We start from the raw sequence: 15,353 nt of genomic DNA on the forward strand, positions 1-15,353 counted from the left end.
TTTAGCATCCTGCGCCCTGAATCGATTCTTGGCGCAGCCCCGAGAGCGGAACGAGGAGAACCCATGAGAAGCACCCCGAAGGTCATCGTGTCCTGCGCGCTGACCGGCTCGATCCACACCCCGTCGATGTCCTCGGCGCTCCCCATCACCGCCGAGGAGATGATCCGGCAAGGGACGGACGCAGTGGCAGCGGGCGCAGCCGTGCTCCACCTGCACGCGCGCGACCCGCACGACGGGCGACCGACCCCCGATCCGGAGGTCTACCGCCCCTTCGTCAAGGCGCTGGCCACGGACACCGACGCCGTCATCAACATCACCACGGGCGGCGCCGCCACCATGGCCGTCGAGGACCGGCTGGCCGCCGCCCTGACCTTCGAGCCTGAGCTGGCCTCCCTCAACATGGGCTCCATCAACTTCAGCTTCGCGCCGGCCGCGGCGCGTCCGCGCGAGTGGCGTCACGACTGGGAGCTGCCCTACGTCCGCGGCAGCCACGGCGTGATCTTCGCCAACACCTTCGACCAGATCGAGACGACGTTGCGCCGCCTCGGGCAGGAGCGGGGGACGCGCTTCGAGTTCGAGTGCTACGACCTCGGACACCTGTACAACCTTGCGCACGTGGTGGACCAGGGCCTCGCCGAGCCACCGTTCTTCGTGCAGACCATCTTCGGAGTGCTCGGCGGGATGGGGCCCGAGCTCGACAACCTCGCCCACCTGGTCTCGGTCGCCGACCGCCTCTTCGGCGACGACTACCTCCTGTCCGCCTTCGCCGCCGGGAAGAACCAGATGCGCTTCGCGACCGCGGCGGCGCTGCAAGGCGGCAACGTGCGCGTCGGGCTCGAGGACAGCCTCTACCTCGGCCCGGGACGCCGTGCCGCCAGCAACGCCGAGCAGGTCGCGAAGGTCGTGGGGATCCTGGAGGCCCTCGACCTCGAGGTCGCCACCCCGGACGAGGCGCGAGACATCCTGCGGCTCAAGGGCCGTGACACGGTGAACGTCTGAGGCCGGGCAGGGATCGGGCGTGGACGAGCGCATCGAGGAGAAGACGGTCCGACCGCGCTGGCGCGACCCGTCGAGGACGAGACAGGAAGGGACAGGAATGCGAACCAGCCCGGCATCCACGGTGATCGAACCGCCCACGCCGGAGGAGTGGCGGGAGGCCATCCTCGAGACCCTCCCGGAGCCGACCGAATGAGCTGGACGGGCGAGGAGCTGGCCGCGCCGGCGGCCTCCGGGCTGACCGACGGCTCCTACGTCCACCTCCGTCTCGGGCTCCCGGCGCTGGTCCCGGACTACGGGGCCGACGACGCCGAGCTGGTCGGGTGACCGCGTCCCCGTCGCTCGACCGGGGGGCGCGCACCGAGGACGACGCCGACTGGGTGATGCTGCTCCTGGCCTGGCTGCTCTACTTCTCCTTCGCCCTCACCGTGGCCTCCCTGGCACCGATCGTCGGGACGGTGCGCAGTGACCTCGACCTCAGCTACGGCGAGGTGGGGCTGGTCCTGGGCGGGTGGCAGCTGACCTACCTCGCGGCCGCCTTTCCCGTCGGCTACCTGGTGGACCGGTTCGACCCGCGGTGGGTCCTCTTCGGGGGCGCGCTCTTCGTCGCCGGATCGCAGTTGGCACGCAGCCTGGCCACGGGTTTCCCCACCCTCCTCGCCGCAGTGGCCCTCCTCGGTCTCGGCGGGCCGGTGATGTCCGTGGGTCTCCCCAAGGTCGTCGCCGAGTTCTTCACCGGACGGAGTCGAGCCACGGCCTCGGGCGTCTACATGACGGGCGCCCACGTCGGCCATGCGACCGCGCTCGCCTCGACGGCCGTGCTGGTGGCGGCGGTCGGTGACTGGCGCATCGCGCTCCGCTGCTACGCCGTGGTCGTCGTCGTGATCGCGGTGGCATGGGTCGTCACCGCCAAGCCGGTCTCGCGAGGGGACGTCGGAGTGCGCACGCCCCTCCTCGCCGGGACCTGGCACGTGGCCCGCGCGCCCGGGTTCTGGGTCGTCGTCGCGATCGGCTTCGCCGGCTTCCTCGGCAGCCACGGCTACCGCAACTGGTTGCCGACGATGCTCGCGGACGCTGGTATGTCCGCCACGCGCGCCGGCGTGATCGCGGCGCTGCCCGCCCTGCTCGGCATCCTCGGCAGCATCGTCGTGCTGCAGGTCGGAGCCGGGCGTCACCGGCGGACGACCACGATCGTCCTCCTGCTGGTCGTCAGCGTCTCGATGACGACCGCCACGTTGGTGGAGGGTCCTCTTCTCTACCTGACGGTCGGTCTCGAGGGCTTCTGTGCGGCTGCCCTGGTGCCGTTGATGATGAACACCCTGATGGAGCTGCCCGAGATCGGACCGCGGCACGTGGGGGCGGCCGCAGCGGTGTACTTCACGGTCGGCGAGCTGGGCGGGTTCGCCGGGCCCACGTTGGTCGGCGCGGTCGTCGGGGCCACCGGGACGTTCACGGCCGGCGTCGGCGCCCTCTCCTTCGTGATGGCGGCGATGGTCCTCGTGGCCGTCCGGATGCCCCAGCCCAAGACCGCCTCCTGAGGGCGGAGCCGTCGGCTCGGTCAGGTGTCGTCCTTCCGTCAGGGATGCGGTCGGCATCCGGCCCCGCGCAGGCGCGACGTCGGCGAGCCGAAGGTGTCGCTCCCACCCGAGCGCCTCGCTGCCGTCGTCGCGGCTCACCGCCCGAGCAGAACCGGCGGCTCCTTGGCGAGGAACGCACGAACCGCCGCCAGGTGGTCCGCGCTCGCCCCGCACCTCGCCTGCGCGGCCGCCTCGGCCGCCAGCACCTCGTCGAGCGAGGAGCTGCTCCCGGCCGCGATCAGTTCCTTCGACGCCGCCAGCGCCAGGGTCGGCCCGTCGGCCAGCCGCTCGGCCAGCGAGCGAGCCGTCGAGACGACCTCGTCGGGTGCCACCACCCGACCGGCGAGGCCCCAGGCCACGCCCCGCTCGGGCGTGAACGCGTCACCGAGGAGCACCAGCTCCCGCGCCCGCGCCTCGCCGACGGAACGCGCGAGGCTGGCGGACAGACCCGAGTCGCAGGTGAGCGCGACACCGGTGAACGCGGTCGCGAGCGTGACGCCCGCGCCCCAGACCTGGACGTCGCAGGCCAGCGCGAAGCCGAGGCCGGCGCCGACGCAGGTGCCGTGCACCGCGGCGACCACCGGCTTGGGCATGGTCGCGAGCAGCCGGGTGATCGGGTTGAAGTGCAGCTCTACGGTGTCCGACGCGCTCGCGGGGTCGGTCTCCAGGCTGCGCGCGAGCTCGGCGAGGTCCTGGCCGACGCAGAACGCCGGGCCGTTGCCGGTCAGCAGCACCGCGCGTACGGCGGGGTCGGCGGCGACCGCGTCCAGCTCGTCGACGAGCGCCTGCTTGAGCTCGACGTCGAGGGCGTTGCGCGCCGCCGGCCGGTTGAGGGTGAGCTCAGCGAGCCCGCCGCGCCGCTCGACGAGCAGCACGTCGCTCATCCGCGGGCCTCGTAGACGACGACGGGGTTGCCGGCCGGGTCGCGCACGACCACCCGGCGCTCGTGAGGACCTTCGACGACCTCGCCGACAGCGAGGCCGTCGGCTGTCCAGGACGCGAGCAGCTCGTCGAGCCCCGTGACCTGCACCGAGACCGCGACGAGACCGGGCGCGGGCTGCTCCGCCGGCGCCGCCAGCCCGAGCGTCGTGCGCCCGTCGGTGACGGCGGCGTAGCGGTTGCCGTCGCGGAAGCGCAGCTCCAGGCCGAGGCGCTCGACCCAGAACGCCGATGCTGCGTCGAGATCGCCGGCGGGCACGATCACGTGGCCCAGCTTCAAGACCTGCGCCGAGCTCACGGCCGGAACCTCGGCATCACCTCGCGCGCGAACCGTTCGATGATCTCGACCGTGCGCTCCATCGGCAGTCCGAGCCACTGCGCCCGGAAGACGAAGTGGTTGTAGCCGGCCGTGGCGAAGTCCTCGATCCGGCCGGCGATGTCGTCTGGCGACCCGAAGAAGAGCGCCTTCCGGCGGATGCCCTCCCACTGCGACTCGAAGTAGTCCATGCCGTACTGCACGTACTCGCCGTAGGACCGCTTGGCGTGCTCCTCGGCGATCGCGAACGCCTCCTCCTGCGAGTCGGCGATGCACAGGTCACGGTGGATCGGAAAAGTCATCCCGGTCTCGTCGTGGCCCGCCTCCTTGAGGTGCTGGCGGTAGTCGTGCAGGTTGCCGACCGCCCAGTTGCGGCGGACGTTGCTGGGCGCCAGCCAGGGCAGGCCCTGCCCGGCGATCCGCTTGATGCCGATCGGGCCGTTGGCGCCGACCCAGACCGGTGGCCCGGGCTGCTGCACGGGCAGCACGCTGCACCGGACACCGTCCAGCCTGAAGTGCTTGCCCTCGTGGTGCACCGGCTCGCCGGTCCAGAGCTTCTGCATCACCTGGAGCGACTCGTTCATCCGCGAGACGCGGGTGCGGCGCTCGATTCCGAACGACGCGAACTCGTCCTCGCGGTAGCCCGAGCCGATCCCGAGCACGAAGCGACCGCCCGACATCTGGTCGATCGTGGCGATCTCCTCGGCCCAGTGCACGGGGTGACCCATCGGCAGGATCAGGATGCCCGTGCCGATCTGCATCGAGCCGCTGTGGTCGATGAGTCGCGACAGCAGCGGCAGCGGCTGCGGGGTACGGAGGGACGACAGGTAGTGGTGGATGCCGAAGAGCGAGTCGTAGCCGAGGTCGCGGATGTGCTGGGTGAGCTCGACCAGCTCACCGACGTGCAGCCCGATGTCGGCGTCGCGGGGGTACTGGTGGTCGAGCAGGATCCCGAACCGCACCGGCTCAGTCCTCCGCGACGCGCGTGCCGCCGAGCCGGAAGTACGGCGCGACGCGGCTGTCGCGGTCGGCCAGCGCACCGGAGACGCCGCGCTCGCGACGCTCCTTGAGGAAGTTCCAGTCGCCCTCCTCGAAGGACACGTTGGTCGCCCAGCCGTGGCCGACCCAGCCGGTCATCGCGCCGAGGCCCTTGCCGCGCGCCTCCATGAGGACCTGCATCATCGACTTGCCCATCATCAGCGAGTCGAGCGGCATGAACGCGATCGCCTGCGCGTAGTCGGCGACCCACTGCTCGAGCTCGTCGCGCTCGACGACCTTGGTCACCAGGCCCTTGCGCTCGCCCTCCTCGGCACCGAGCGCGCGCATGCTGAGCATGACGTCCTTCATGGTCGTCAGGCCCACCTTCTCGATCCAGTGGTACATGTCCTGAGGCGCGGGGCCGAGGTAGCGGAACGCCGGGTGGGTGAACCGCGCGTCGGGCGACGCGATGACGATGTCGGCCGAGAGGGCGATCTGGAAGTGGCCGCCGTAGCAGTAGCCCTGCACCTGGCAGACCGTCGCCTTGAGGCTCTCGATGATCGGCCGGGTGAACGACGAGCTGAGCACGTTGCGGTCCGGGAGGATCCGCTGCCGCTGGGACGGGCGCCGGCGAGAGGCCTTGTCGGTGCCGGACTTGTAGCCGATGTAGTGCCCGAGCTCGGCCGCGTCGGCGCCGGTGCCGAAGTGGTCGCCGGTGCCCCTGAAGACGATGACCTTGACCCGGTCGTCGGCCTCGGCCTCGCGGACCAGGTCACCGACGCGCTCGAAGCCGGCGACCGGGATCGCGTTGAGCGTGTCGGGACGGTCGAAGGTGATCGTCGCGGTCGACCGCCCCTCGTCGACGTCGTAGGTGACCCACTTCGCCAGCAGCTCCGGGTCCGTGATCATGTTGTCGGCGTCCCAGTGCTGCTCGAGCAGCTCGGCCTCGGTCTTCTTCACGGTCGTTCCTCACTTCGTCGTCGTGCGGGGGGGCGGGTGGTCGTGGTGGGGGTGGTGGCGTCAGCGGAACGCCGGGAAGACCTCGGTGGCGAAGAGCCTCAGCGAGGCCCGGACCATCTCGGTCGGCATGCCGAGCCAACCGGGGCGGAAGATCAGGTGGTTGAAGCCGAGATCGCGGAGGGCGGAGATGCGCTCGACGAGCATCTCCGGCGAGCCGAGCAGCAGCGTGTTGACCACGAGCTCGTCGAAGCGGTCGCGCTGCCAGCGCAACGCCGGGTACTCGGCGTACGTCGAGTACTCGCGGCGCGCGTGCGGCAGGCCCTCCTCGACCGCGCGGTCCGTGGTGGGCGCGCAGTAGAGCTCGACGCCGACGGGGCGCTCGATGCCCTCGGTCGGCTTGCCGTACTCCCCCAGTGCGGCGTCGTAGAGCGCAAGGTGCTTGGGCAGGAAGGTCGGGTTGGGCGAGTTGCCGGGGGCGTACCACGCGTCGCCGAGCCGGGCCGCACGCCGAACGGCGAGCTTGCCGCCTGCCCCCACCCAGATGGGCGGCCCGCCGGGGGTGAGCGGCCGGACGCCGATGCTCGCGCCCTCGAGCGGGTAGAACTCCCCGTCGTTGTCGACCCGCTCGCCCGACCACAGCCCGCGGATCACCCGCAGGCTCTCGTCGAGGCGGCGGAAGCGGCTGTCGGGGTCGACGCCGAAGGCGTCGAGCTCGTTCTCCCGGTAGCCGGCGCCCACCCCGAGGACGACCCGGCCACCCGACAGGTGGTCGAGGGTCGCGAACTCCTCGGCGACGTGCACCGGGTGGAACATCGGCAGCAGCAGGATGCCGGTGCCGATCGTCATCTCGCCGGAGCGCGGGATGAGCGCGCCCATCATCGAGATCGGCTGCGGGGTGGCCAGGTTGGACAGGAAGTGGTTGATCGTCCAGACGGAGTCGTAGCCGAGCTCGGCGGCCAGCTCGACGGTGCCGAAGAGGTCGTCGAGGTGGCGGCCAAGGTCGTCGTCGTGGGGGTACTGGTGCGAGGCCATGATGCCGAACTTCACGACGCGCTCCCCTCGCCGGCGGCGGCCAGGTCGGGCACCGCACCGCGCTTGATCTTGCCGGCCTCGCTGCGCTCGAGCTCGAGCACGAACTCGATGCGGCGCGGGGTCTTGAAGTGCGCGAGGCGCTCCCGGGCGAACGCGGTCAGCTGGGTGCGCAGCTCGTCGTCGCCGGTCACCAGGTCCTCGGCGCGTACGACGAGCGCCGTGGGCACCTCGCCGAGCCGGTCGTCGGGGGTGCCGACGACGCGGACGTCGCGGACGAGCGGGTGCTCGCGCAGCTCGTCCTCGATCTCCTCCGGCCAGACCTGGAAGCCGCCGCACTTGATCATGTCGCGCTTGCGGCCGACCAGCCACAGCACGCCGTCGTCGTCGACGTAGCCGATGTCGCCGGTGTGCACCCACCCGTCGCGCACCAGCTCCTGCGAGGCGGCCTCGTCGTCGACGTACCCGCGGGTGAGGCTGGAGCGGACGACGACCTCGCCCTGCGTGCCGACCGGCTGCGCGGCGCCGTCGTCGTCGCGGATCTCGAGCTCGACGTCGGGGTAGACCCGGCCGGCCGAGCCGGGCTTCCAGAGCCCCGCCTTCATGTCGCGGCCGGTCCAGCCAGCGATGTGCCCCGACTCCGTGGAGCCGTAGTTGACCAGGATCGGCACCTGGTAGCGCTCCTCGAAGGCCTTGCGCACCGACCAGCTCAGCGCCTGACCGGCGACCAGGATCGACTTCACGCCGTCGAAGGGCAGGTCGTGCTCGGCGTGGACGATGTCGAAGAGCATGGTCGGCAGCAGGAAGAGGTTGTCGAAGCGGTGCTCGCGCATCAGCCGCTCCAGCCGGTCGAGTCCGAAGCGCTCCCAGACCACGCAGCCGCGGCCGACGTGCAGCGCGAAGAGCAGCGCGTGCTGCCCGCCGCTGTGGAAGAGCGGCAGCGCGATCAGGTTCGGAGGCGCGTCGTCGGCCCCGCCCCGGGCGCCCTCCGGGCGACCGGCCGAGACGCCGGCCAGGCGCTCGAGCGAGGCACGGACGCCGCCGTGGGTGACGCTGACGGCCTTGGGCCGGCCGGTCGTCCCACCGGTGAAGAGGATGCAGGCCTCGTCCTCGGGTCCGGCCTCCGGCGCGGGGACCGCGGCGCCCTCCTGCCAGTCGAGCGGCGCCACCCCGTCGATCTCCCCCGCGAGCAGGCGGACGGGGAGGTCCCCCTGCGCAGCGACCACGTCGGGTCGCGCGCCGTCCGCGACCACCAGCACGGGCTGGGTCTTCTCGATCGACTCGGCGAGCTCGTGGGCGTTGTAGAGGCTGCTGATGGTCACCGGGACCGCGCCGAGCTTCCAGGCGCCGAAGAGCAGCAGGCCGAGCTCCGGCCCGTTGGTGACGTACGCCGCGACCCGGTCGCCGGGCCGCACGCCGGCGTCGGCGAGCGCGCGGGCGATCCCGCCCGCCGCGAGGTCGGCCTCGCGATTGGTCCATGATCGGCCGTCCTCGCCGTGCAGCGCCGGGGCATCGGGCGAGATCTCGGCGCGGAGCTCGAGGATGCGGGCCAGGCCGACGTCGGTGGTGGTCATGCGGTCACCTCCGCGCCGGACACCGGCCGGGAGACCCGCGGCACCACGTCGGCTCCGACCCGGGCGATCTGCTCCATCGCCTCGTCCTGACCGGCGCCGAAGAACTGCAGGCGCAGGGAGATCTCGGTGATGCCGTGCTCCTGCTCCCAGTGCGCCATCTTGGCGACGACCTCGTCGGGCGTGCCCACGAGGCAGTCCTCCTCGATGTAGCGCTCGACGTCGATCGACCGGGCGCCGTCCCACGACTTGTAGCCGGCGTACTGCCGCTCCAGGTGCGGCCGGATGCCGGCGACGGCGGCCTCGTGGGTGTCGGCGACGTACGCCTCGCGGGACATGGGGTACTCCCGGTCCGGCGAGTGACCGTGCTCGGCCAGCACCTCGCGGTAGGTCGCGAGCATCGCCCCGACCTCCTGGTCGTTGCCCTTCGGGCCGATCAGCCAGGGGCAGTCGAGCCGCGCGGCCCGTCGTACGGCGGCCTCGGCGAAGGCGCCGATCCACAGCGGCGGCCCACCCGGCTGTACGGGCCGCAGCGCGAGCGAGGCGTTGGGGACCTCGCCCCAGGACCCGACCGCGTCCAGGGACTCACCCTGCCAGAGGGCACGCAGCAGCGGCACGTACTCCCGCAGCCGCTGGAGCCGGTCGGGCCACTCGACGCCGAACGCCGTCGTCTCCCGGCGGCGGTAGCCGGCGCCGATGCCGACGGTCAGCCGGCCGCGGCTGAGCACGTCGAGGGTCGCGAGGTCCTCCGCGAGCGCGATGGGGTTGAGCAGCGGTGCCAGCAGGACACCGAATCCGATCCGCACCCGTGACGTGGCGTGCGCGAGGTAGCCCGCCAGCGGGATCGGCTGGGCGAACGCCGACTGGGCGAGGTAGTGGTGGCCCAGCACGACGGTCTCGAAGCCGCCGGCCTCCGCCGCGACCGCCTGGGCGAGCACGTCGTCGATGCCGTCGACCGCCGACGCGGAGGGGTCGAACTGCGCGCTCAGGAAGACGCTGACCTTCACCCCGCGACCGCCCCGGCCGGCTCGCTCGGGGCAGCCGTCTGCTCCTGCGCCCGGAAGTGCGGGATGACCTTGGTCGCGAACTCCTCCATCGACCTCAGCGCCGCGGTGCGGTCCAGGCTCGGGATCCGGAGCCAGCCGATGTAGTGGTTGATGCCGAGCTGCTCGCGGAGCACCTCGAGGTTCTCGATGACCTTCTGCGGGGAGCCGAAGTTGCCGCCGTGGGTGAGGGTCTGCTCGAGCGTGAGGAGGTCGATGTTCTTGCGCACCGCCTCGTAGTACGCGCGCTCCTTGTCCATGGCCTCCTCCGACCCGGGGATCACCTTGTTGACGGACTTGTAGTAGCTGAGGGCGGCCTGGGCGGCGTCGCGCAGTCCCTGCTCACCCTCACCACACCAGACCTGCTGCATGAACGGAAGGTCGTACTCCCCGATGTCGAAGCCGTTCTCCTCCATCGCGGCGCGGTAGAGGTCGAAGTTCTTCTTCATCAGCCCGAGGGGCGTGAAGTTGGGCGAGGTGATGATCGGCTCGCCGATGGCGCCGCGCTCCGCGAAGCTCTCCGGCGAGACGGTGCCCTGGAGGATCGGCGGGCCGCCCGGCGTGAGCGGGCGCGGGTAGGTCGTGATGTCGTCGTAGCGGAAGAACCTGCCCTGGTAGCTGAAGTTCTCGGTCGTGAGCGCGAGACGCACGACCTCGAGGGTCTCGGCGTAGCGCTGCTTGCTCTCCTCGAGGGGGATGCCGAAGCCGTTGAACTCCTTGGGCTGGTAGCCGCGGCCGACGCCGATGCTCACCCGGCCGCCCGAGAGCACGTCCAGCGCGGCGATGTCCTCGGCCAGCCGCAGCGGGTCGTGGAGCGGGATGACCAGCACGGCCGTGCCGATGGTGATCCTCTTCGTGCGCTCGGCGATCGCCATGCCGAAGTGCAGCGGGCTGCCCAGGATCCCGTACTGGGAGAAGTGGTGCTCGGCCAGCCAGACGGAGTCGAAACCGAGCTCGTCCGCGAGCTGGATCTCGTCCAGGGTGTCGCGGAGCACCTGGTGGTCCGAGGATCCCTCGGACACCGGGAACAGGTTCATGATTCCGAACTTCACGTCGTCTCCTTATATTCCGACCGGACGGTATGTTACGCCCCCGACGAGGCGACGGCAAGGGTTCTGCGGGTCAGGCACGTGCGGCGACCCGCAGCTCGCCGGACCGCCGGCGGTGCCAGCTGCCGGACCCCAGCGAGGCGTCGAGCACCATCGCCCGGCGCAGGTAGAGGTGCGGGGCGGCCTCCCGGGTGATGCCCATCCCGCCGTGCACCTGGATGCAGCGCTCGGCGGCGAAGACCGCGGCCTTCCCCGCCGACCAGCAGGCGGCGTGCACCTGCGCCTCCGCCTCAGGACGGTCGTGCTCCACGGCCCAGGCCGCGTGGATGGTCAGGTCCCACGCCGCCTTGCGGGCGACGGCGGCGTCGGCGAGCTGGAAGGCCACGCCCTGGAAGGAACCGATCACCCGGCCGAACTGGCTGCGGGTCCGGGCGTGCCCGGCGGCGACCTCGACGGCCCCCTGCGCCACGCCGCACAGCTCCGCGGCCACAACCAGCGCGGCCCGCTGGGCACCGCGCCCGGTCGGGCGGGCGACCCCAGGTTCGGGGTCGACGTCGGCGAGCGGTCGGGACGGGTCGAACGACTCGCGGTCGCGCACCGCGCGAGCACCGACGAGGTCGACGCCGTCCGAGCCGAGCACGGCGTACGCCGAGGCGGCCGCGGCGTACGGCACCAGCGACTTGGTCGCCGGTGCCGCCACCGGGGCGGAGAGCGCGCCCCAGCCCGAGGTCCGGGTCTCATCGACGCCAGGCGCCCAGGTCGCGACGCCCTCGAGCGCCGGCGTGAGGTCGACACCGCTGTCCACGAGCAGCTGGACGGCGGCGGCGTGCGCCGTGAACACGCTCGGCACGAGCAGCTCGCCGAGTGCCTCGACCGCGATCATCAGGTCGACGAGCGAGGAGCCGACGCCGCCGGCGCGCTCGGGGACGCCGAGCACGCCGAAGTCGCGGACCAGCACGTCGTCGACGGCAGACCGGCCCCACGGCCGGTCCAGGCAGGCCCGGGCCGCCGAGCGCTCGCCCTCGGCGAGGGAGCGGATCGTCTTCTCGAGATCCAGCTGGTCCTGGGTGAACGTCGCCCGCACGGTGGCTCCTTGTCAGCGCGAGCGGGGCAGGTCGAGGACCCGCTCCGCGAGGATCGACTTCTGGACTTCCTCGGTGCCGCCCTCGATCGTGTGGGCGCGCGAGCGCAGGTAGCGGCGCATCCGCGCCGCCGCCGCGTCGTCGTCGAGCAGCACGCCCGAGACGCTGTCGAGCTGGACCGCGAGCCGGTTCGCGTTCTGCACCACCCCGGCCCAGAGGCTCTTGAGCGCCGAGGTCTCGGGTCCGGGGACGCCGCCGGCCTGGGTCTCCCCGACCATCCGCATCGAGCCGACCCGCACGGCCTCGGCGTCCGCGTGCAGCGCGCCGATCTGGTCGAGCACGCCAGTGTCGGAGGCGGCACCGGTCTCGATCGCGAGGTCGACGACGCGGTCGACGGCCTGTCGCGCCCAGACCCAGAGGTTGAGCGCCATCGAGCCGCGCTCGAAGGCCAGGGTCGTCAGGGCGACCTGCCAGCCGCGGCCGACACCGCCGAGCACGTCCTCGTCAGGCACGAAGACGTCGTCGAGGAACATCTCGTTGAACTCGGTGTCGCCGTTGATCATCACCAGCGACCGGACGGTGAAGCGGTCCATGTCGGCGAGCAGGTAGCTGATGCCGGCGTGCTTGGCGGCGTCCGGGTCGGTGCGTGCCAGCAGCATGCACTTGGTGGCGTGGTGGGCGTTCGACGTCCAGATCTTCGAGCCGTTGACGAGCCACCCGCCGTCGACCTTGACCGCGGAGGTGCGCAGGCTCGCGAGGTCGGAGCCGGAGCCGGGCTCGCTGAACCCCTGGCACCAGTACTCCTGCCCCTGCAGGATCGGCGGCAGGTAGCGCGCCTGCTGCTCGGGGGTGCCGTGGGCGAGGATCGTCGGCCCGGCGAGCATCATGCCGACGCCGTTGAGTGGGTACGGCGCGCCGCGGCGGGCGCACTCCTCGTTGAAGATCGCCTGGGACAGCGCATCCAGACCGCGCCCGCCGTGCTCGGTCGGCCACGAGAGCCCGGCCCACCCACCTGCGGACAGCCGGTCCTGCCAGACGCGGGACCACTGCTCGCGCTCGGACTGCGGCAGCTCCTCCTGGTCGGGGACGTCGGCCAGTGCCTCGTCCAGCCAGGAGCGCACCTGCTCGCGGAACGCGACGTCGTCGACGGAGTCGTCGAAGTCCATGTCAGGACACCTCCTGCGGCACGTCCGTGAGCCGCGCCTTGTAGAGCTTGCCGTTGGGGTCGCGCGGCAGCGCCTCGTGCACGACGTAGTCGCGGGGGCGCTTCACCGCCGCCAGGCGCTCCGCCACGTGGGCCCTCAGCTCGGCTACGGCCTGGTCGGGCGGGGGGGCGCCCCTGCCCAGCACCAGGTGCACGACCGGCACCTCACCGAGATCCTCGTCGGCGCGGGGCACGACGCCCGCGTCGCCGACGTAGGGGTGGCTCAGCACCGCCGACTCGATCTCGGCCGGGTAGACGTTGACGCCGCCGACCACGATCATCTCGCTCGCCCGGCCGGTGAGGTAGAGGAAGCCGTCGGCGTCGACGTAGCCCACGTCCCAGACGGTCAGCAGCCCGTCGCGCCGCGAGCCCTCGGTCTTGCCCGGGTCGTTGTGGTACTCGACCTTGTCCTCGCCCTGGCGCATGTAGACGATGCCCTGCTCGCCGGTCGGCACCTCCTCGCCGTTGCTGTCGAGGATCCGTAGGGTCGAGATCGAGGCGGGGCGGCCAACGGTGCCGGGGTGGGCGAGCCACTCCTCGGGCCGCGCGACCGTCGTGCCGACCTCGGTGGAGCCGTAGTACTCGTAGACGACCGGGCCGAACCAGTCCATGATGCGGCGCTTGACCTCGACCGGGCAGGGCGCGGCGCCGTGCAACACGTAGCGCAGCGAGCTGACGTCGGCGGCCGCGCGCACGTCCTCGGGCAGCTGGAGCAGCCGGTGGAAGTGGGTCGGCACCATGCTGGTGCCGGTCACACCGTGCCGCTGGACCCGCTCGAGGAAGCCCTCGGGGGTCCAGCCGTCCATCAGCACCATGGTGCCGCCGGCGTGCAGGGCGCCCATCGCGGGCGTGATGTTGGCGGAGTGGTAGAGCGGCGCGGAGACCAGCCAGCGCGCGAACGCCGGGCGCTCCATGCCGAACTCCTGGAAGAGCCAGACGTACGCGCGCGCGCCGGTGTCAGCGTCGGCACCGGAGAGCGGTCGTTTCACGCCCTTGGGGCGCCCGGTCGTGCCGGAGGTGTACATCATCAGCGAGCCGGCGGGTGTGGCCTCGGGCGACGTGTCGGGCATGCCCTCGGTCAGCGCCGACCACGGCAGCGAGCCGAAGGCCGGCGTGCCGTCGACGACGACCGGCACGGTGCCGTCGGCCGCGGCGACCACGGCCTCCTCGGCACGCTCGCTGACCACGGCGAGCCTGGTGCCGCTGTCGGCCAGGATGTGGGCGATCTCGTGGCGGGTGAGGTGGTAGTTGACCGTCACCAGGTAGAGGCCGGACTGCATCGCAGCGAGGTAGAGCGCGACCATGCCGACGGAGTTGGTCATCACGCAGGCGACGGTGTCGCCCTCGCGCAGCCCGTGCAGCTCACGGAAGCCGTGGCTGATCCGGTTGACCTCGGCGAAGAGCTCGCCGTACGTGAGGCTGCTGTCGTCCGCCGCGATGATCGCCGTCTGCTCCGGCGCGGCCTGAGCCCAGAGCCGGAACCCCACTCGCTCGTCCGTCACCACCAGCCTCCTCGACACAATTCCGACCATTCGGTATGTTCCGGTTCGACGTCACAGTAGACGGGACCACCAGCGATGTCCACACCCGTTCACGAGCACCACGCGGCGGCCTACCGGGCCCGCGAGGTGCCGCCTCCGGCACGCCTCGGGCACGGCATCACCGCGCTGCCCGTCCCGCTCGCCGGCAGCGCGCTGCGCTCGGTGATGGTCTACACGATCGAGACCTCGGCGGGCGTCGTGCTCGTCGACGCGGGCTACCGGCACGCGAGCTGCTGGAACGCCGCCGTCGAGGCGCTCGCCACCATCGGCCACCGGGTCGAGGACGTCGTCGCCGTGCTGCTCACCCACAACCACCCAGACCACGTCGGCCTGGCCGACCAGGTGCGGCAGGTGAGCGGGGCGCGTGTTGTCATGCACCGGCGCGACGACTTCGCGAGCCAGCAGCTCGAGCGCGGTCCCTTCCTCGGCCAGCTCGCGGCGGCGCTCTCCCAGACCGGCGCGCCCGAGGACGTCGCGACGCAGATGTACGCCGCGGCCGTCACCGTCGCGGTCCACCACGAGGACCTCGTGCTCGACCAGGTGCTCGAGGAACCCGACACTCCCCTGGTGTTCGGTGACACCGAGATCCGGGCGCTGCACCTCCCCGGCCACACCTACGGCCACACCTGCTACCTCCACCCGGCCGGCGTACTCCTCACCGGCGACACCCTCATGCCCGAGGGCCCCACTCAACTGGCGATCGCCGCCGAGCCCGGCGACGACCCTGCCGGCGACCTGCTCGCCTCGCTGCGCCGGATCGCCGCCCTCGACCCGGACCTCGCCGGCCCTGCCCACCAGTACCCCTTCACCGACGTCGGCCGCCGCGCCCTCGACCTCCACGACTTCCACGCCCGCGAGGTCGAGGCGGTTGCGACGCTCGCCGAGCGCTACGACACCGCCTGGGAGATCGCCCCCCACCTCACCTGGGCCAAGCCCTGGGACGACATGGGCCTCGGCACCCAGCGCTTCGCGCTCGTCCACGCCCTCGGTCTGCTGCGCGCCGTACGTCAGGGGTAGCCGAATGGGGACCAAATCGCGCCGGGCTGGCCGAGGCCGGTCATCCAGCTC

General features: G+C 71.9%; 16 protein-coding genes. 5 read left to right on the forward strand and 11 right to left on the reverse strand.

All coding sequences use genetic code 11. The features are described 5' to 3' along the window. Positions 1-63: 63 nt before the first annotated feature. The 4 genes from JT721_RS13095 to JT721_RS13105 are packed head-to-tail and all read left to right on the forward strand — an operon-like array spanning position 64 to position 2,534. Complete coding sequence (locus JT721_RS13095) at positions 64-999, forward strand: 3-keto-5-aminohexanoate cleavage protein (RefSeq protein ID WP_205473584.1); 936 nt, start codon at positions 64-66, stop codon at positions 997-999. 19 nt (positions 1,000-1,018) lie between these two features. Further along, positions 1,019-1,192 (forward strand): hypothetical protein, encoded by a 174-nt coding sequence (locus tag JT721_RS13100; protein WP_205473585.1) that lies wholly within the window; start codon positions 1,019-1,021, stop codon positions 1,190-1,192. Next, entirely contained in the window at positions 1,189-1,323 is a 135-nt protein-coding gene (locus tag JT721_RS21430) for a hypothetical protein (protein WP_275898838.1), read from the forward strand. Before JT721_RS13100 ends, JT721_RS21430 begins: the two co-directional genes overlap by 4 nt. Further along, complete coding sequence (locus JT721_RS13105; RefSeq protein WP_205473586.1) at positions 1,320-2,534, forward strand: CynX/NimT family MFS transporter; 1,215 nt, start codon at positions 1,320-1,322, stop codon at positions 2,532-2,534. The genes JT721_RS21430 and JT721_RS13105 overlap by 4 nt, the downstream gene beginning before the upstream one ends. A gap of 134 nt (positions 2,535-2,668) precedes the next feature. Here the strand turns inward: JT721_RS13105 and JT721_RS13110 are convergent, their stop codons facing one another. The 11 genes from JT721_RS13110 to JT721_RS13160 form a co-directional block, all read right to left on the reverse strand. Continuing rightward, positions 2,669-3,457, reverse strand: a complete 789-nt coding sequence (locus JT721_RS13110) for an enoyl-CoA hydratase/isomerase family protein (RefSeq protein ID WP_205473587.1) — start codon at positions 3,455-3,457, stop codon at positions 2,669-2,671. Continuing rightward, a complete protein-coding gene (locus tag JT721_RS13115) occupies positions 3,454-3,810 on the reverse strand; it encodes a VOC family protein (protein ID WP_205473588.1) in 357 nt (118 codons plus the stop codon). The genes JT721_RS13110 and JT721_RS13115 overlap by 4 nt, the downstream gene beginning before the upstream one ends. Beyond that, a complete protein-coding gene (locus JT721_RS13120) occupies positions 3,807-4,790 on the reverse strand; it encodes an LLM class flavin-dependent oxidoreductase (protein ID WP_205473589.1) in 984 nt (327 codons plus the stop codon). The genes JT721_RS13115 and JT721_RS13120 overlap by 4 nt, the downstream gene beginning before the upstream one ends. A 4-nt stretch (positions 4,791-4,794) precedes the next feature. Further along, on the reverse strand, positions 4,795-5,766 hold the full coding sequence (locus JT721_RS13125) for an enoyl-CoA hydratase/isomerase family protein (RefSeq protein WP_205473590.1): 972 nt from the start codon (positions 5,764-5,766) through the stop codon (positions 4,795-4,797). A gap of 60 nt (positions 5,767-5,826) precedes the next feature. Next, positions 5,827-6,813: an LLM class flavin-dependent oxidoreductase gene (locus JT721_RS13130; RefSeq protein WP_205473591.1), complete on the reverse strand. Its 987-nt coding sequence runs from the start codon at positions 6,811-6,813 to the stop codon at positions 5,827-5,829. Continuing rightward, a complete protein-coding gene (locus JT721_RS13135) occupies positions 6,810-8,369 on the reverse strand; it encodes a class I adenylate-forming enzyme family protein (RefSeq protein ID WP_205473592.1) in 1,560 nt (519 codons plus the stop codon). Before JT721_RS13135 ends, JT721_RS13130 begins: the two co-directional genes overlap by 4 nt. Beyond that, positions 8,366-9,373 (reverse strand): LLM class flavin-dependent oxidoreductase, encoded by a 1,008-nt coding sequence (locus JT721_RS13140; protein WP_205473593.1) that lies wholly within the window; start codon positions 9,371-9,373, stop codon positions 8,366-8,368. Before JT721_RS13140 ends, JT721_RS13135 begins: the two co-directional genes overlap by 4 nt. After that, entirely contained in the window at positions 9,370-10,461 is a 1,092-nt protein-coding gene (locus tag JT721_RS13145) for an LLM class flavin-dependent oxidoreductase (protein WP_205473594.1), read from the reverse strand. The genes JT721_RS13140 and JT721_RS13145 overlap by 4 nt, the downstream gene beginning before the upstream one ends. A 70-nt stretch (positions 10,462-10,531) precedes the next feature. Next, entirely contained in the window at positions 10,532-11,542 is a 1,011-nt protein-coding gene (locus JT721_RS13150; protein WP_205473595.1) for an acyl-CoA dehydrogenase, read from the reverse strand. A gap of 12 nt (positions 11,543-11,554) precedes the next feature. Beyond that, positions 11,555-12,706 (reverse strand): acyl-CoA dehydrogenase family protein, encoded by a 1,152-nt coding sequence (locus tag JT721_RS13155; protein ID WP_205473596.1) that lies wholly within the window; start codon positions 12,704-12,706, stop codon positions 11,555-11,557. 1 nt (position 12,707) lies between these two features. Further along, positions 12,708-14,246: an AMP-binding protein gene (locus tag JT721_RS13160; RefSeq protein ID WP_205473597.1), complete on the reverse strand. Its 1,539-nt coding sequence runs from the start codon at positions 14,244-14,246 to the stop codon at positions 12,708-12,710. Positions 14,247-14,321: 75 nt separating this feature from the next. Between JT721_RS13160 and JT721_RS13165 the strand changes: the two genes are divergently transcribed. Continuing rightward, positions 14,322-15,302, forward strand: a complete 981-nt coding sequence (locus tag JT721_RS13165; protein WP_205473598.1) for an MBL fold metallo-hydrolase — start codon at positions 14,322-14,324, stop codon at positions 15,300-15,302. Positions 15,303-15,353: the final 51 nt, after the last annotated feature.

The sequence above is a fragment of the Nocardioides sp. SYSU D00038 genome, from assembly GCF_016924665.1.
In the GTDB taxonomy this organism is placed as follows: Bacteria; Actinomycetota; Actinomycetes; order Propionibacteriales; family Nocardioidaceae; genus Nocardioides.

What these genes read in the sequence shown, in the direction of transcription:
- JT721_RS13095 (WP_205473584.1), top strand. Translation starts at nt 64, where the DNA reads ATGAGAAGCACCCCGAAGGTCATCGTGTCCTGCGCGCTGACCGGCTCG.
- JT721_RS21430 (WP_275898838.1), top strand. Translation starts at nt 1,189, where the DNA reads ATGAGCTGGACGGGCGAGGAGCTGGCCGCGCCGGCGGCCTCCGGGCTG.
- JT721_RS13110 (WP_205473587.1), bottom strand. Translation starts at nt 3,457, where the DNA reads ATGAGCGACGTGCTGCTCGTCGAGCGGCGCGGCGGGCTCGCTGAGCTC.
- JT721_RS13135 (WP_205473592.1), bottom strand. Translation starts at nt 8,369, where the DNA reads ATGACCACCACCGACGTCGGCCTGGCCCGCATCCTCGAGCTCCGCGCC.
- JT721_RS13155 (WP_205473596.1), bottom strand. Translation starts at nt 12,706, where the DNA reads ATGGACTTCGACGACTCCGTCGACGACGTCGCGTTCCGCGAGCAGGTG.
- JT721_RS13165 (WP_205473598.1), top strand. Translation starts at nt 14,322, where the DNA reads ATGTCCACACCCGTTCACGAGCACCACGCGGCGGCCTACCGGGCCCGC.